Genomic DNA, 15,278 nt, shown 5'->3' with positions numbered 1-15,278 from the left:
ACTTCAATCTAACATCATTAATTAACCATCCAATGAGTTGAATTCTTAGTTTTTTTAATGAAAGTATTGACCCTATAAGAAGGTCATAAATCCCCCTATACATATTATTATTCTATTCAATTGCATCTTTATATTTAATATTTCTGCTGGAATTAAAAGATTTTGAAATCTATCGTGTCTGTTCAGGACAACCTTGTACATCGATACCAATATGACCTGCTGATCAAATTTTCAAACAGATGAAAATTTATTGATAAAATAAGTAATTACCCGTGTAAGATGTTCATAATTTAAGCATTTCCACGAGTAATATTATGATGTACTAATTTGAGATTAAATTATCTTTCTTTAACTGCTTGGCCATTGCCTTTTTATATCCCGCTAAAAAACTATCCAAAGAACCTGGATTATAACTCTCAGATTGAGTTGACCAGACGAGTTTCCCTGTGCTCACATCGTATAAATTTGTTTCGATGTAATAAGTTTTCTCTGTAGTATAGTAGCCATTGTTATAAAGGTTACCGTACCAAAAATCATAATAACCACCAAACGTTCTATAATAGCCAAAAGTGTTCACAGGATAAACAGAAACATTTGGAATGTATCTGGATTCTGACTTAGAATCAATTAGAGCAATGGTCAATATGGCATCACTATTTGTTCCGGCTACTTTCTGCATAGCTAGATCTGAACGCTTGGGCTCCATACTTGCAAGATTAGGCGGAAAAACATCAATACTCTTTACACTCGTTAAACCGAGTGAAGTGAGTGATGAAGCAATTTCATCTTCCACTTTCTGACGAGCAGGAACATTATCTGTCATAACTGCCACAAATATTCTACTATACTTCTTCAGATCGACAGCGGGATCACGCCAAGATCCTGTAATCATACTGCTGGTTGCACAGCTGGAAAAAATAAGCACTATGGTGCAAATTTGTAAAATGAACTTTTTCATAATTATAAAATTTATTATTTCTTTTGTAACACTAATTCTCAAACTTGATTTCTAACTCATAAATTGGGACAATAGATTAATAATCGACAAACTTCTTTAAGATAAATGCATTATTCAACACTTTTCGACTATTATATTTCAATCTAAGAACATAATTTAAGCCTATTTTGTTTAATAATTTTCATTACTGTTATTAAAATGAAAAAATACCCGTTTCAAAAATGGTATCATGACCCTTTAATTTACTGAGTTTTCTAATAATAGATTTTGTGAAAAATTATATTTGTGTTTGAGTATCACCCTAGAGAAGCTAAATTTACGATAGAAATACCTCTATCTTTTCTTACTGATAAAGTACGATACCCACTAAACATAATCTTTTAAGGATTTGTTCTATGGGGTACTATTTTTTTTTGCATTATCTTAACTCAAAAAAACAACATTGATACGCTGTACTGAGAACTCTATCCTTACAAAATGGAAGACTAACTAATCGTAAATCATCAATAGAAAAATTAAGTTTTAGGTTGTTTAAGAAAGACAAAGCCTTGTTCCATTTTATGGAAACAAGGCTTTATTTATGATATAATCACAGCTAGAATTATTTTTGATATGTTTTCTTTACAAATGGAGCTTTTAGTAAATAATCTATACTTTGTTTTAGTCCAACTTCTAGATCTGCAGTTGTCTCTTCAAGCTCAACAAATATATTCTCAACACCTGCAATATCGGTATTGGCAAATATCGCATCAAAACCTACCATACCACTCTGACCAATCTCACGGTGATCTTTAATATGCAAAGTAGCATATCTTCCAGGATATTTTTTAAAATAATCTACAGGACTTGCTTTTCCAATAATAGTCCAATATACATCCATTTCAAAAAAGACATTTTCAGGTTTAGTATGTTCAATCATGTAATCAAGCATAACCACTTTTCCTTCTACCTTTTCAAACTCATGGGCATGATTATGATATCCGTACTTGATACCATATTCACGGCAAAGCTGACCAATCTCATTGAGATACTGACATTCAGTATCAAGATCTTTTATTGTCTTTGGTAAATCTAACCATGGGGTAACGATATATTTGATTCCTGCTGCTTTGTGTGCAATGATAGTCTCTTTCCACCATGATAAGGCTTTGGAAAAATCGCCTGAAGCTAATTCCTCTTGCGTTAAAGTTCTTGACGCATGTGAAGAAAGAACTTTCATGCCTGCTTTTTCTACATTTTTTTTGAATACTTGCGGTGTGGTATTATAAAACATACCGTCCTTATATCCTGCAGACTCAACGGATGTATAACCCATTTTAGCCAATTTTTGTAAAACTGAGAAATAATCAGCATTATACGTATCTGGCTGTACGTGACTTCCAATCATACTTCTAACAGAATATAACTGTAAACCTATTTCTTTTGTTCTTATTTGTTCTTGCGCCTGTACATTATTGAAAGTAGTACCCATACCCGTCACAGCTAAAAGAAGTGAACAGGTTAAAAATTTAAGTTTCATATATTAAGTTTTATTTTTTTTTGTCTTAAACCAATGTTATCGGTTGGTGCCTAAATTCGTCTAAGCTCTTATCTGTAGTGGCTAAATTGGTAATCAATACATCAATTTGTTCTACATCACATACTTTAAAAGATTCTGTAACTCTTAAACGATCCTGATTTGCAAGAGCTAATACTTTCTTTGCTGATGCCAGCATTGCTAACTTAACTTCTGCATCTTCTTTAACTACTGCAGATATGCCAAATTTCGAATCAACCCCACATGTACCCATGAAATAAAGATCTGCAATGTAACTTCTTGCCTCATTACAGGTTGTCTGGCCTACCGTGCTCGCTGTCTGTTTATGGTACTTCCCGCCCAACAAAATCAGTTCAATATTGGGATAATTTTCTAGAATTGGAATAAGCATGGCATTGCTTGTTATAATTCTAAGATGAATATCCGCAGGCAGGTAATTAACAATAGCACATATTGTTGTGCCTCCATCCATAAAAAGAGTCATTTCTTCTTTTATAAACTGCTGTGCCTTGAGAGCAATAACATCCTTCTCTCTCTTTAAATAGCTGTTTCGATCTTCGAAAGTAAGCGGATTTTTAGAACGTTGAATTGCACCACCACGCACTTTAGATAAAAGACCTATTTTATACAAATGATCAATATCTCTTCTGACAGTATCTTCGGAAACATCGAGCTTTTCTGCTAATGATTCATAGCTGACCATCTCCTCACTTTCTAGTTGATTTAATATAAATTCAAATCGTTTTTCTTTTAACATAGCTACTTACTGATATAAAGATTTGCCTACAGGATTTTCTATTATTTCTAATACAACTTGATTTGCAATATTATGCATTTAAATTTTAATTCGCAAAAAATTGCAATTAATATATTATAAACTTAAACAAAGCCCTGAATCCTCACTTTTTGCAATTCCAACTTTAATGCTATTGAATTTGTAAAATGTATGGCAGCAAATCCAAGCTTTACTGAGGCCTTTACATTTTCAATGTTATCATCGATAAAAATGCATTCTGTTGCCAGCAAATTGTATTTTTGCAACAAAATTTTATAGAGCTTTTCATCTGGTTTAATAAACCCTTCTTCACCAGAAACAACAATGCCATCAAAATCTGCAATAAAGTCAAATCGATTTTTAAACAATGGGAACGTTTCGGAAGACCAGTTCGTTAAAGCATAGACTTCATAGTGTTTTTTTAACTCCTGTAGAATAGCAACAGTACCATTAATTTCATCTTTTAGCATCTCCGGCCATCTTTTCCAAAATACATCGATTTCATTTTCAAATTGGGGATACTGCTTTTTCAGCTTATACATTCCTTCTTTAAATGATCTTCCCCTATCTTGTTGCAGATTCCAATCTATAGAACAGACATTTTCTAAGAACCACTCCATTTGATCACTTTGAGAAAATATATCCCGATATAAATATCGAGGATTCCAATCTAAAAGAACACCTCCGATATCAAAAATTACAGCTTTTATCATTATTACTATCTTTAAGCCGAAATTTCTAAATAATTCCCCTCCGGATCCAGCACAACACTCTCATAATATCCGTCACCTGTAGTACGCGGCTCACTTGCAATTGTAAAACCGTCATTTCGGAACCTTTCTGTCAACAGATCAACAGCCTCAGTTCCCCCTATTGAAATAGCAAAATGTGCAATTCCTTTGTTAAAACCTCTTTTTGACGGTTCATCAAGAATATCGGGTCTGTTCATAAGTTCTAAGCGCGTAACGCAAGTACCAAACTTGAGAAAATATGATGTGAAGCCATTTTTTAAATTCTTATATTTCTCACTACATTCAAAGTTGAAATAAGTCAGGTAAAAGTTGCGCATTTTTTCCAAGTCATCTACCCAAATTCCAATGTGTTCAATTTTCATGTTCATCTTATTATTGTTTAATTGTTTTGCAAACATATGCAAATTTATATAAATTTGCATATGTTTGCAAAACAATATTAAGTATTAGAAAATTCATTTAGAAAAATAATAATGATAGAAAATCAAATAAAAAAAGCAAAAAGAGCAACCCAATTCATTTTTTTAGTGTGTGGATTAGCAATTTCAAGCTGGGCACCAATGGTACCATATGTAAAGGAAAGATTGGATATTAACGAGGCAGAATTAGGATTATTACTTTTATTTCTTGGCTTGGGTGCCGTAATTATGATGCCAATAACAGGTCTTTTATCAAAACGCTATGGTAATAAAATTGTGATTCTATGTACAACAGCAATCATTGCTCTTACACTTCCTTTACTGCTGATTATTTCATCTGCTTCACTTATGGCATTGTGTATATTTATTTTTGGTGCCAGTATTGGCGCCATAGATGTTGCGATGAATTCTCATGGTATACTAGTTCAAAACAAATATAATCGTCCGATTATGTCTTCATTGCATGGTCTTTTCAGTTTGGGAGGCCTATTTGGATCCCTTGGTTTAGGATTTTTAATTAAAATGGGATTGATTCCTCAAATAGCAGCAATTTCAATATCACTCCTGTTATGTTTAATTGTTATTAGTCAATTCAACTATTTATTTGATCATGCTACAGAACAAAAATCTCAGATTATACATAAACCAGAAAAACAGCTAGAACATAGTTCAAAAAAACTGATTTTTAATAGAACAGTACTTTTTTTTGGTATACTATGTTTTGCCAGCTTTCTCTCAGAAGGCGCTATGCTAGACTGGAGTGCTGTATTTTTAAAAGATATCAAAGATATTGATGTCGAATTTACCGGAGCTGGATATGCCACTTTCTCTATTGCTATGGCTAGCATGCGATTAATGGGGGATCGTTTGGTTGAAAAATTAAATGCAAAAACAATGGTCATTGGCGGCAGCCTGCTAGCAGCTCTAGGGTTGATAATAGCTATTTATTCAATCTGGATGCCTTTCGTTCTTTTCGGCTTTCTATTGTTAGGAATAGGTTCTGCAAATCTTGTCCCCTTGTTTTTTAGTGAGGCTGGCAGAATACCGACAGTCCCTACATCTATAAGTATTCCAGCAATAACAACAATGGGGTATGCAGGTCAACTTATGGGGCCTGCTATCTTAGGATTAATTGCTCATCAATTCAATCTTGAAGTCGCATTTTTATTTTCCGCTACATTAATGGTATTAATTGCAGTCTTATATTTCTTTCGTAAGTAAAAGTGCAAATAGTAATACATGAATGAATTTGACTTTGGGTTTTAAGTTATTTTAAGACAATCGTTAATTTCTAACCTAAATATTTAAAGAAATTATTTACTGCCAATAAACCCTATGACATTGAAATTAAAAGCTACAAAAAAACCATTCAATAGAGTTTATTTAAGGGAATTATCTTAACGTCAGCTTCGCTATTTTTCAAATTATGGGTAACTAAAAAAGAACGACAAGAACAAATAAATCACTCTGCTCTTAAACTGAGAGCATAAAGGGGCTAACGAAAGTTGGCCCTTTTAATTATTAATAATAACTCGCAAAATAATAACTGCAGAAGTAAAGATTCCGATTCGATATTAAATCACGCTATGATGAGACAAATCTCAAATTTTCCATCCGATCAAAGTTGGGAATGACATGAAATTGCCGGTTCAATTTTTGAAATCAAATTATAATGGATATATTCAAACATAACTTACTCAAAATCAAAATATAATAAGAAACACATTATCTAAACAAATTCAGCTCATTTATGAAAACACAAGAATTATTAGCAGTGACAACTATCCTCTCTGGTCTCATGTCGGGCTTCTTTTTTGCATATACATTTTCAGTAAATCTGGGACTTGCCAAACTAAATAACAAAGAATACCTCACCACGATGCAAAGTATTAACAAAGAAATATTAAATCCAATTTTTTATATTAGCTTTTTTGGCACTTTGTTTTCACTTATTATATCTTCGATCATATATTTCGATATTCATTCGCCTAAATTTTTTCTGATATTTTTTTCATGTATAAGTTATATAATCGGTGTATTCGGCATTACAGCTATACGGAATGTGCCATTAAATAATCAAATAGAACTATTTGATATCTCAAAAGCATCGGAAGAATCAGTACAGAAAATGAGAGCTAACTTTGAAAAGCCCTGGTTGTTTTGGAATAATATTAGGACATTAGCTTCATTTGTAACTTTCGCCTGTCTAGTCATAGCTTTAGCTTGCCTAAACCACTGATTTAGATCCGTATAAAAGAGACAATATCCTATCAACAATTACACTATTTATACAGCAATTAGCAAGATCCGCTACTAACTAAAACAGAAATACTAACTGAAGATATTTAATTTTAACACATGACCTTATTACAAACTGTACATTTTTACTCTCCTAATTTTTCAATTGTAAGACTATAATTAATAGACTAATTTTAAATTTACTGCCTTTTTGTAAAAAAAGGAGCTATTTATCATCTACTTAGTGTAATTTTGTAGTTTAAATTATATTAAAATGCCATATCAAACTGTTTTTGTTGAATTTTATGAACACGTAAAATTAAGTATCAATCAAGGAACTTTTGCAAAACTTACCTTGGCCAAAACAATTGGAGATACTGACCTTAAAAATATTTATGTCCGACTTCATATTTTAGAAACCGGAGGGTATAAACTTGCCTTAACATTGCGATACAAAACAGAAGAAATTGAGAGCTTTCACACTTTTGATGAAGCACTGACAATTTTAAGTTCATACCTTAAAAATCCTTTTATAACTGCTTTACTTTTCACTACCGAAATGGATCTAACATTTAAAATCAATAAAAAAAATGCAGGAAGTCTTACAGAACAGATACCCACATTTAAAAATGCTTCACCCGTAATGTTAGAAATGCTTGATAAAGGGATTGTAAAAGTATAATTTAAACTACATAAGTGAATGAATCATTACCGGGGACAGCAGTTGCTCCTAGCAGGTTCAGACAACTGCTATTCGAAGACTAATAATAGCTAAAATATTATAATATCGAAAAAGGCTTAAAAGATCATAAATTAGATTTTACAAACGGAAATTACTGCTAATAATCACAAGTTAACAGGACTCTCAAACAGCAATAACCCGGTATTTCCATTTAGAGAATATATGAAAGTTATTCTTTTAAACTAAACATTAAAAGAATAACGGGAAAAACTTAGTTAAAGTTTGCTTTTCTTAGTTGCAACGATAGAATAAATCATCGGTATTTTATTGTCCAAATGCTTAATACGGTATTTTTTAGTTTCGAACTCAATCATGTTATTGAAGACATCATAAGGCGAATAATCGTATTCCTGAAAATCCACAACTTCCATTTGGTAATTGATCAAACTTCGCACAACTTCACTCATACTGTGATTCCAAGTTACGTAAGACTGAGAAATAGTTGCATCTTTGTCTGCATAGGTACCGTTTTCTGTTTCCACAATGGGAGCCACATTAAAATAATTATAACCAATTTTATCGAAATTATCATCAAACATCCAAACAACTGGATGAAACTCAACAAAAATAAATTTTCCTTCTGGCTTCAAAAAATGCGAAATTAATGTTGCCCATTTCTCTAAATCAGGCAACCATGTTATGGTACCATAGCTTGTAAAAACAATATCAAACTGCTTATCTAAATGATTTTCTAAATCGTACAAATCACAGCAAATAAACTGGGCATCTGAATCTGTTTCTAAAGCAATTCTTTTTGCACTTTCAATAGCTTTGTCAGATAAATCAACACCTGTAACTTTCGCACCAAGTCGACCTAATGAAATGGTATCTTGCCCAAAATGACATTGCAGATGTAAAATACTTTTACCTTCAATATCTCCGAGTAATTCTATTTCTATGGGATTTAGTGAGCTTGCTCCTTTAAAAAATCCTTCAAGATTATAGAACTCTGATTTTAAATGCGTATCAGTTCTATTATTCCATGAATGTTTATTTATTTCAATATAGTTATCTTCAGTTTTCATTTAAGTTTTGTTAAAAAACACAATCATTCATTAAATTATGACTTATGCCCGTTTATAATTTTCCCACCTTGGTTAAGGCTAAATTACAAAAAATCACAGGAACAATGTTGGATTTGATATGGTTAACCAGTTGGTTTCCTATAGATTCTTATCTACAATTTATTTTTCAAAGCTAACTTAGCTTTTACATAAGATGAACAAAAACACAGGCAACAGTAAGTTTTTTTTAGTATTTTATCTAATACACCTTTACTCTTCAGGAATAAGATAAATTAAACTTATTTTTGAGTATGAGCATATTTACATACCATTTAGTAAAGACATCCTATTTATCAGCTTTAAAGGCCATTTTATTTCCGCCTAAGCCATTTCATAATTCGGGATTAATTCATATGGAATGTATGACAGCAATGACATTAGGCTCTGCCATCACATCTCCTTCTCGACTTTTTTCTAAACAAGTTGCAGTATTCGCACAGTGGAACGATGAAGCATCGGTTGACCAATTCTTAATCGAAAACAAATTTGGGAGAGTATTGTCCAAAGGATGGCACACACGATTAATTTTTCTAAGGCAATGGGGGGAAATAACTAAATTCCAGATTCCGGAAGTAACACTTGAACTCGAACCTCTTGATAGCCCCGTTGTAGCAGTAACCTTAGCTCGCATGAAATTATTTGAAATTCCAAGATTTATACGCTGGGGCAAACCCGTAGAAAAACTGGTCCGTGATCATCCCGGCACTACTTTTTCTTTGGCATCGATAAGACACCCGAGAACTGTTTCTACATTTTCAATTTGGAGATCCCAAAAAGAAATGACTGATATGGTTTTAGGGCATAGTAATGTTCATGCTCCGACAAGACATGTCGATGCAATGAAGGAACGAAAACGCAAAGATTTTCACTTTGAATTTACAACTTTGCGATTTAAGCCTTTATCTGAATTTGGTGAATGGAATGGACGTAATAACCTCATACCTCTTATATGATCAAAATAAGTTTCGCCCATCCGATGCAAAAGATTCAAGATTGGATTACACAACAATGGGTAATTCTATCCGGTCGAAAAATTGACTCAAAAAATGATAACTGGTTAATGGGTCCATTTGGTAATTTGGAAGCAATTGATAAGAACTATATCGATAAACTTGCTAAGCTAGAAAATCTAATAATTGATACTCCATCCAAAATGCATGGATTGATACCAACAATGAGCCAACTTCATTTTTCTCCGCATGAATACGCCCGATTATCAGCTAAAGTGATTGATTTTTATGAACGAACAGGACATTATGATCTAAATGTTTCAGTAAAATGGAATTCTTTTTTTAAAGTTTTTGGATTTCTGTTAAAAAAATTATTCAGTAATAGGTTAAATCAATTAAATATCCCAATCTATGATATGCATAATTCGGAATCTATTACAAGCGAAATAGTAAGACTTTTGGATGCCAAAACGAACCAAATTAAATATATATTCTGGCTCAGAAAAATTGCATCAACTGGCAAAGGAATATATTCTGGAGCATATGGGATCTGTCAATTGCCAAGTGGCCGGTATTGTGTAAAAGCTATTTTCCCATTACCTCATGGTAATGCCACCGTTATTATGGCTCCTAAAGTTGGCGTAAATGGTGAATTAGTATTAAATTCGTCTGGTCAACGTTTTGGTGATGCAGGTTTTTATTTTTTGCTAAAAGATTCTAAAGGTGAGCATTGGTCAAAATATATCCGTTCATTCCGTGATGAATTAATCATAAGCGAGGCTGATAAACAATTGACTGCAACACAAACGCTAACCTTATGGAATTTAAATGTTTTGAAATTTAATTATGAAATATTTCAAAAACAATAGCCTACTAATTGGCGAAAACAATCTAACTAAATAAAACGTCATTAAAATAGCGAATCAAAGAATTTCATAGTTCTAACATCCTTTATAAAATTCGAATAATTCAGAATTGTAGGTGTTCAACAGGATCAAATAAATCATTAATAGCGGAATCTAGCTCCCGCTTTTATAACAAAATATAAATACAGTTTATTTTTAGGCGTCTAAATAGATACAATAAAACGAAATGTTTTACCTTTATAACCTGGATACAATTGTGCATTAAGAATTATTAAAAAGAACTTATGGTAGAGGAGAATGTCCTATTAGTTTTATCGCTATTTTTTGTCATGGCGATGCTATTTGTAGTAAGTCAAAGGATCAAAATTTCGTATCCCATTTTATTGGTCATTGGAGGTTTAGGCATCTCGCTAATTCCAGGCATGCCCGTGATCAGTATCAATCCTGATTTGGTATTTTTAGTGTTTTTACCACCTCTCCTATTTGAAGCCGCCTGGTATACCAGTTGGGACAGTTTAAAAAAATGGCGACGATCCATTATGAGCTTAGGCTTTGGTTTAGTATTTTTTACATCTATTGCTATCGCCTACTTTTCCGTAAATATTATTCCGGGGTTTACTTTGGCGTTAGGATTTTTATTGGGCGGTATTATTTCTCCCCCAGACGCTGTCGCTGCGACATCAGTATTAAAAGGTGTGAAGATTCCTAAACGAGGATTAACACTGCTAGAAGGAGAAAGCTTGGTAAACGATGCGGCCTCTCTGACTGTATTTAGGTTTGCCATAGCGGTAATTCTTACTGGCCAATTTGTATTTCAAAAGGCGGCTTCGGAATTTGTCATATTATCAATTATGGGTGTTATCGTAGGTTTAGCAGTAGCTCATATATTATATTTATTTCTACGCTATGTTGCAAAATCTTCAAGTATTTCGACTCCGATCACATTAATCGCCCCATACATCATGTATCTTGTTGCTGAGCATTTTCATTGGTCGGGTGTACTTGCTGTTGTGAGTGGCGGATTATTTTTATCATTTCGTTCAGGCGATTATTTAAATCATCATACCCGAATTCAAACCAAGGAGGTATGGGCAACATTGGGATTCTTACTAAACGGATTTGTATTTATTTTAATTGGCTTAGAATTACCTGTTATTGTAGCAGGACTAGGTCAATATTCACAAGAGGAAGCTATAAATTATGCGCTCATTATTAGTGCTATTGTTATTGTATTACGAATAATACTGGTATATCTTTCAGAATATCTACCTCGCATGCTATCTAAAAAGATCAGATCAAGAGAGAAAAGTCCAGGCTGGAAATTACCCCTTGTCGTAGGTTGGGCAGGTATGAGAGGTGTAGTATCTCTTGCATCGGCATTAGCTATACCACTAACGCTAAATAATGGGGAGCCGTTTCCTCACCGTAATTTAATTCTCTTTATCACCTTCGTTGTCATCTTAATTACATTAGTTTTTCAAGGACTGACACTCCCTATTCTCATCAAAATAATAAAGATGGATGATGTGGATGTGGAAGAACCTATAGAGAATCAGATTGACGAGATTCGGGTTCAATTGGCAAAAGATTCCATTGCCTATCTGGACAGCCACTACAGTAAAGAAATGGAAGAATACGAAACAATTGCTAGAATTAAAGAACAATTGTTGAGAAGTATCAGGGTATCTGAAAATGCTAAGCTAGAAGATAGGCGAGCGCAATTGACTGCTGTAAGAAGTCTTTACAATAAGATCATGTTAGAGATCGTAGCTGTTAGAAGAAATGGATTATACAAATTACGACAAGAAAAGCACTACGATAGCAGTATTATTAAAGATCTAGAATATACGCTTGATCTAGAAGAATCTAGATTAAAACGTAAATAAAAGAATAGATTTTTGTTCTTACGATATAATTTACAATAAATCATGACTAATGAAACTAAACAATTGCTTTCATTTGAAGCTAAATTAGAGATCATAGGAATTAATCCCTTCGTGTATTTGCCCCAGGAAGCTTTATCTGAAATCTTGAAAAGAGCAAAAAAAGAAAAAGGAAAAATTCCGGTAAAGGGCCGTGTAAATAACATCGATTACACACAGACATTGTTAAGATATAAAGGAGAATGGCGTCTTTACATAAACACAAAGATGCTAAAAAATTCACCCCAAAGAATTGGTGAACTTTTACAAATTACAATACAGATCGATACAGAAACAAGAATCATAACGCCCCACCCTCAATTGATGCAGGCACTACAAAATAATTCGGTTGCAGAAAAAAAGTTCAATGAGCTTACACCATCCTTAAAATTAGAAATTATAAAATATATTTCATTCTTAAAAACTGAAGAAAGTATCAACAGGAATGTTGAAAAAGCAATAATTTTTTTAATGGGGAATGGTACATTTATTGGTCGAAAAAATTTAAATAAGACAGGGAATCATGATGAAATTCAAAAGCATAGTTGATTAATTAAATTCATTGCAGTAGGAAATCTTCACGTGGAGGATTAAAAGAATCGATAAGTTCACCTGCAGATATGCACTCACAACCATGTACTATATTTCCAGGAATGATGCAACTATCCCCCTCTTTCATGACATGTACAACATCACCAATAGTATAATGAAATACACCCGATTTAACGTATGAAATTTGTGTATGAGGATGTTGATGCAATTCGCCCCTAGCGCCTTCTTCAAATTTAACTTTAGTGAGCATCATAACTTGATTATGAACTGCAATTTGTCTTTTAACTCCTTGGCCTAGATCTTCCCAATCGTTTCTATTTTCAAAGTGAAAAACTTCATTTTCCATATGTTCTGGTATTTTTATTATATTTTTTCTGCTAATATATAAAGGATTCGTTCAATAAAAAATACCCTCTATTCATTCATGAGAACTAGCTGCGATCAAAATAGACCTCTCTTTAATTTAAACTATCAAATTAAAAAACTGCAATACATTTACTAAATTGTGATTTATCATAACTCATTTCTAATTATGAAAAAACATTAAGCGCTACGTTTCATCCACCACGATTTTCTATTAATTTCGAAAGAAAACTGCTTATTTATTTTATAAATAACTGTGCAAAAGATCGCGATGAAAATGGTTGAAAATCTAAAAAAGTTCGAATAAGTTCCTCCTAAAACATTGGTATCAACATCAAAAATAAGCCAGTATAAATTCATGAAGCAATGTAAAAAAATAGCAGTCCATAAATTGAATTTCCATTCAGCATAAATCCAGGCGAATAAAACTGAGCCTGAAAATGTCATTACAAATATTCCGATTAATTCGTTTATATCATTTCCCTGATACAAATGTGCGGAACCAAATAACAATGAACCTATAAATACAGAAGGAAAAAAACCTAGTCGTGTGTACCTGTATAATTGTCCAAAGAGAAAGGCTCGATAGATAACTTCTTCAAAAAAAGCAGATGAGATTGTATTAACGATAATTGTATCAAAAGATAGTTCCTTGTTTAATGGAAATTTCACAATAAAACCGATTAACATGGGTAATGTGGTTATTAAAGCAAATAAAGTACCTGTCCATATACCGTTGGATATTCCCAGTCTTTCAGGAATGTTTCGATAGTCTTTGTGAAGAGCCGCGACAGTTATAAATAAAGGTATTAAGGTTATACTATATGTGGCAACATGTCCCAAGGCTTTTGAATGCGTTATTACGAATATTTGCTTTAATATTAAAGCAAAGAAATTGGTGTCGATGTAAAAGTAAATTACAAATCCAATAATGAAAACCAAATAAAACCTTAATCTGTCCATAGCTGTTATTTTTTTATAATCACGAAGATAAAAGACCTAAAACACCTTAGCAAAACAAAGTGGCGGCTAACAACAATTAGGGACGAACGGCAAACTCTTTTAAAAGAGGAATAACCGAACTAACGTAGTTTCTTGACACCGTTAATTCTCTATTTATATTCTTTAATGTTATTCTATATCCAGAAGTATTTCCTTTGAATTTCGTGACCTTTTTGAGATTCACAATCAATGAACGGTGCACTTTTCGTATGGTATCACACTGAATCTGGCTCAATAATTTAGTCAGAGAAATTCGAATTATTTCATTTTTAAGGATATCATTTTCATAAAAATGAAGAACACAATAATTATCAGCAGCTTCTGCAAAAACAAAATCCTCGACAGCTATTTCCTTGTAAAAATTAGAATATTCGGAAACGACACATAGTTTTAAATTACTTTCTATATCGAAATGACGATATGTTTCTGTAATATTTTCTTTTTCATAATTTTCTCCCTCTTCATTAAATTGGCTTTCATTGCTTAGATAAATATACCTTGCCAAGATATAAATACATGAAACTGGAGTTCCTATTGCCGCGGAATATGCAAACATGTACAAAAAATTTTCAAATGAGAGCTGCACTTTACTTAAGAATAAAGTATTGTAGAAGTATGCAAATATTGAAATCAGAAATAAAATTAAAAAAATCTTTAAAATTTCTCGACCAGTTGTCCATTTCTTTTTCCATTGCATAGATAAGAAGTTGACAATGTAAAACGAAAATGTGGTAATAATTGCATAAGGAGCTAGTAATAAATATTTAGAGGTATGTTCAAATTGACTTGTACCAAAAGGTTGATATACAATCAAGAGTATGTAAAATGAAATACCTACCAGTGAAGATGTTAAAATAATTTCTTTACCTGACCTGCTTTCAGGATATAAAGTGCTTAATGTCATGCTTATTTTTGATTAAAAATGGTAACCATTAAATATCTGAAATTTTAGCAATAAAAATTAAGAATCTTTCACTTATTATCTATGGTAATGGTTAGATCATTTCTTTCGTTTACGGAATCAATACCGACACTTACCGCTAATATGGGCGCATTTACCGAATACCGCTTAAAAAAATAAAATAATCATTTGATATTGAGTTAATTACTATAAAAAAAGAATAGCACCATACTTTAA

The 15,278-nt window shown here is 32.5% G+C and carries 16 protein-coding genes; 7 read left to right on the top strand and 9 right to left on the bottom strand.

What is annotated here, in order from left to right:
- Positions 1-322: 322 nt before the first annotated feature.
- The 5 genes from FHR29_RS03205 to FHR29_RS03185 all read right to left on the bottom strand — a co-directional run bounded on the left by FHR29_RS03205 (position 323) and on the right by FHR29_RS03185 (position 4,390).
- A complete protein-coding gene (locus tag FHR29_RS03205; protein ID WP_183912269.1) occupies positions 323-958 on the bottom strand; it encodes a DUF4136 domain-containing protein in 636 nt (211 codons plus the stop codon).
- 601 nt (positions 959-1,559) lie between these two features.
- Positions 1,560-2,477 (bottom strand): sugar phosphate isomerase/epimerase, encoded by a 918-nt coding sequence (locus FHR29_RS03200; RefSeq protein WP_183912268.1) that lies wholly within the window; start codon positions 2,475-2,477, stop codon positions 1,560-1,562.
- A 25-nt stretch (positions 2,478-2,502) separates the two neighbouring features.
- Positions 2,503-3,252, bottom strand: a complete 750-nt coding sequence (locus tag FHR29_RS03195; protein ID WP_183912266.1) for a DeoR/GlpR family DNA-binding transcription regulator — start codon at positions 3,250-3,252, stop codon at positions 2,503-2,505.
- Positions 3,253-3,374: 122 nt separating this feature from the next.
- Positions 3,375-3,983: an HAD family phosphatase gene (locus FHR29_RS03190; protein ID WP_183912264.1), complete on the bottom strand. Its 609-nt coding sequence runs from the start codon at positions 3,981-3,983 to the stop codon at positions 3,375-3,377.
- Between the two features lie 11 nt (positions 3,984-3,994).
- Positions 3,995-4,390 carry a VOC family protein gene (locus FHR29_RS03185; RefSeq protein ID WP_260291719.1) on the bottom strand — a complete coding sequence of 132 codons (396 nt, stop codon included), beginning with the start codon at positions 4,388-4,390 and terminating at the stop codon, positions 3,995-3,997.
- Between the two features lie 105 nt (positions 4,391-4,495).
- On the opposite strand from FHR29_RS03185, the gene FHR29_RS03180 reads away from it, so the two are divergent.
- The 3 genes from FHR29_RS03180 to FHR29_RS03170 all read left to right on the top strand — a co-directional run bounded on the left by FHR29_RS03180 (position 4,496) and on the right by FHR29_RS03170 (position 7,361).
- A complete protein-coding gene (locus FHR29_RS03180) occupies positions 4,496-5,662 on the top strand; it encodes an MFS transporter (protein ID WP_183912262.1) in 1,167 nt (388 codons plus the stop codon).
- 529 nt (positions 5,663-6,191) lie between these two features.
- On the top strand, positions 6,192-6,680 hold the full coding sequence (locus FHR29_RS03175) for a DUF1772 domain-containing protein (protein ID WP_183912260.1): 489 nt from the start codon (positions 6,192-6,194) through the stop codon (positions 6,678-6,680).
- A gap of 273 nt (positions 6,681-6,953) precedes the next feature.
- The gene (locus tag FHR29_RS03170; protein WP_183912258.1) at positions 6,954-7,361 is read left to right on the top strand and encodes a hypothetical protein; all 408 of its coding nucleotides are present in this window, start codon (positions 6,954-6,956) and stop codon (positions 7,359-7,361) included.
- A gap of 275 nt (positions 7,362-7,636) precedes the next feature.
- Here the strand turns inward: FHR29_RS03170 and FHR29_RS03165 are convergent, their stop codons facing one another.
- On the bottom strand, positions 7,637-8,446 hold the full coding sequence (locus FHR29_RS03165; protein ID WP_183912256.1) for a bifunctional 2-polyprenyl-6-hydroxyphenol methylase/3-demethylubiquinol 3-O-methyltransferase UbiG: 810 nt from the start codon (positions 8,444-8,446) through the stop codon (positions 7,637-7,639).
- Between the two features lie 290 nt (positions 8,447-8,736).
- Here FHR29_RS03165 and FHR29_RS03160 point away from each other — a divergent pair, with 290 nt between their 5' ends.
- The 4 genes from FHR29_RS03160 (at position 8,737) to FHR29_RS03145 (ending at position 12,772) form a co-directional block, all read left to right on the top strand.
- A complete protein-coding gene (locus FHR29_RS03160; protein ID WP_183912254.1) occupies positions 8,737-9,438 on the top strand; it encodes a hypothetical protein in 702 nt (233 codons plus the stop codon).
- Between the two features lie 23 nt (positions 9,439-9,461).
- Positions 9,462-10,304 (top strand): hypothetical protein, encoded by an 843-nt coding sequence (locus tag FHR29_RS03155; protein ID WP_221197790.1) that lies wholly within the window; start codon positions 9,462-9,464, stop codon positions 10,302-10,304.
- 281 nt (positions 10,305-10,585) lie between these two features.
- On the top strand, positions 10,586-12,187 hold the full coding sequence (locus FHR29_RS03150) for a Na+/H+ antiporter (RefSeq protein ID WP_183912250.1): 1,602 nt from the start codon (positions 10,586-10,588) through the stop codon (positions 12,185-12,187).
- Positions 12,188-12,229: 42 nt separating this feature from the next.
- Positions 12,230-12,772, top strand: a complete 543-nt coding sequence (locus tag FHR29_RS03145; RefSeq protein ID WP_183912248.1) for a YdeI/OmpD-associated family protein — start codon at positions 12,230-12,232, stop codon at positions 12,770-12,772.
- Positions 12,773-12,782: 10 nt separating this feature from the next.
- Here FHR29_RS03145 and FHR29_RS03140 read toward each other — a convergent pair whose 3' ends face one another.
- The 3 genes from FHR29_RS03140 to FHR29_RS03130 form a co-directional block, all read right to left on the bottom strand.
- Positions 12,783-13,121, bottom strand: a complete 339-nt coding sequence (locus tag FHR29_RS03140; RefSeq protein WP_021188113.1) for a cupin domain-containing protein — start codon at positions 13,119-13,121, stop codon at positions 12,783-12,785.
- A 197-nt stretch (positions 13,122-13,318) separates the two neighbouring features.
- Positions 13,319-14,101 carry a CPBP family intramembrane glutamic endopeptidase gene (locus tag FHR29_RS03135; protein WP_183912246.1) on the bottom strand — a complete coding sequence of 261 codons (783 nt, stop codon included), beginning with the start codon at positions 14,099-14,101 and terminating at the stop codon, positions 13,319-13,321.
- 76 nt (positions 14,102-14,177) lie between these two features.
- On the bottom strand, positions 14,178-15,044 hold the full coding sequence (locus tag FHR29_RS03130) for a LytTR family DNA-binding domain-containing protein (RefSeq protein ID WP_183912244.1): 867 nt from the start codon (positions 15,042-15,044) through the stop codon (positions 14,178-14,180).
- Positions 15,045-15,278: the final 234 nt, after the last annotated feature.

Source organism: Sphingobacterium sp. JUb56 (assembly GCF_014191365.1).
Classification (GTDB): Bacteria; Bacteroidota; Bacteroidia; order Sphingobacteriales; family Sphingobacteriaceae; genus Sphingobacterium; species Sphingobacterium anhuiense.
This window is presented reverse-complemented; position numbering and strand designations above follow the sequence as displayed.

Excerpts from the sequence above, each read along its gene's own strand:
- FHR29_RS03205 (WP_183912269.1), bottom strand. The coding sequence starts at position 958 with ATGAAAAAGTTCATTTTACAAATTTGCACCATAGTGCTTATTTTTTCC.
- FHR29_RS03200 (WP_183912268.1), bottom strand. The coding sequence starts at position 2,477 with ATGAAACTTAAATTTTTAACCTGTTCACTTCTTTTAGCTGTGACGGGT.
- FHR29_RS03195 (WP_183912266.1), bottom strand. The coding sequence starts at position 3,252 with ATGTTAAAAGAAAAACGATTTGAATTTATATTAAATCAACTAGAAAGT.
- FHR29_RS03190 (WP_183912264.1), bottom strand. The coding sequence starts at position 3,983 with ATGATAAAAGCTGTAATTTTTGATATCGGAGGTGTTCTTTTAGATTGG.
- FHR29_RS03185 (WP_260291719.1), bottom strand. The coding sequence starts at position 4,390 with ATGAACATGAAAATTGAACACATTGGAATTTGGGTAGATGACTTGGAA.
- FHR29_RS03180 (WP_183912262.1), top strand. The coding sequence starts at position 4,496 with ATGATAGAAAATCAAATAAAAAAAGCAAAAAGAGCAACCCAATTCATT.
- FHR29_RS03175 (WP_183912260.1), top strand. The coding sequence starts at position 6,192 with ATGAAAACACAAGAATTATTAGCAGTGACAACTATCCTCTCTGGTCTC.
- FHR29_RS03170 (WP_183912258.1), top strand. The coding sequence starts at position 6,954 with ATGCCATATCAAACTGTTTTTGTTGAATTTTATGAACACGTAAAATTA.
- FHR29_RS03165 (WP_183912256.1), bottom strand. The coding sequence starts at position 8,446 with ATGAAAACTGAAGATAACTATATTGAAATAAATAAACATTCATGGAAT.
- FHR29_RS03160 (WP_183912254.1), top strand. The coding sequence starts at position 8,737 with ATGAGCATATTTACATACCATTTAGTAAAGACATCCTATTTATCAGCT.
- FHR29_RS03155 (WP_221197790.1), top strand. The coding sequence starts at position 9,462 with ATGCAAAAGATTCAAGATTGGATTACACAACAATGGGTAATTCTATCC.
- FHR29_RS03150 (WP_183912250.1), top strand. The coding sequence starts at position 10,586 with ATGGTAGAGGAGAATGTCCTATTAGTTTTATCGCTATTTTTTGTCATG.
- FHR29_RS03145 (WP_183912248.1), top strand. The coding sequence starts at position 12,230 with ATGACTAATGAAACTAAACAATTGCTTTCATTTGAAGCTAAATTAGAG.
- FHR29_RS03140 (WP_021188113.1), bottom strand. The coding sequence starts at position 13,121 with ATGGAAAATGAAGTTTTTCACTTTGAAAATAGAAACGATTGGGAAGAT.
- FHR29_RS03135 (WP_183912246.1), bottom strand. The coding sequence starts at position 14,101 with ATGGACAGATTAAGGTTTTATTTGGTTTTCATTATTGGATTTGTAATT.
- FHR29_RS03130 (WP_183912244.1), bottom strand. The coding sequence starts at position 15,044 with ATGACATTAAGCACTTTATATCCTGAAAGCAGGTCAGGTAAAGAAATT.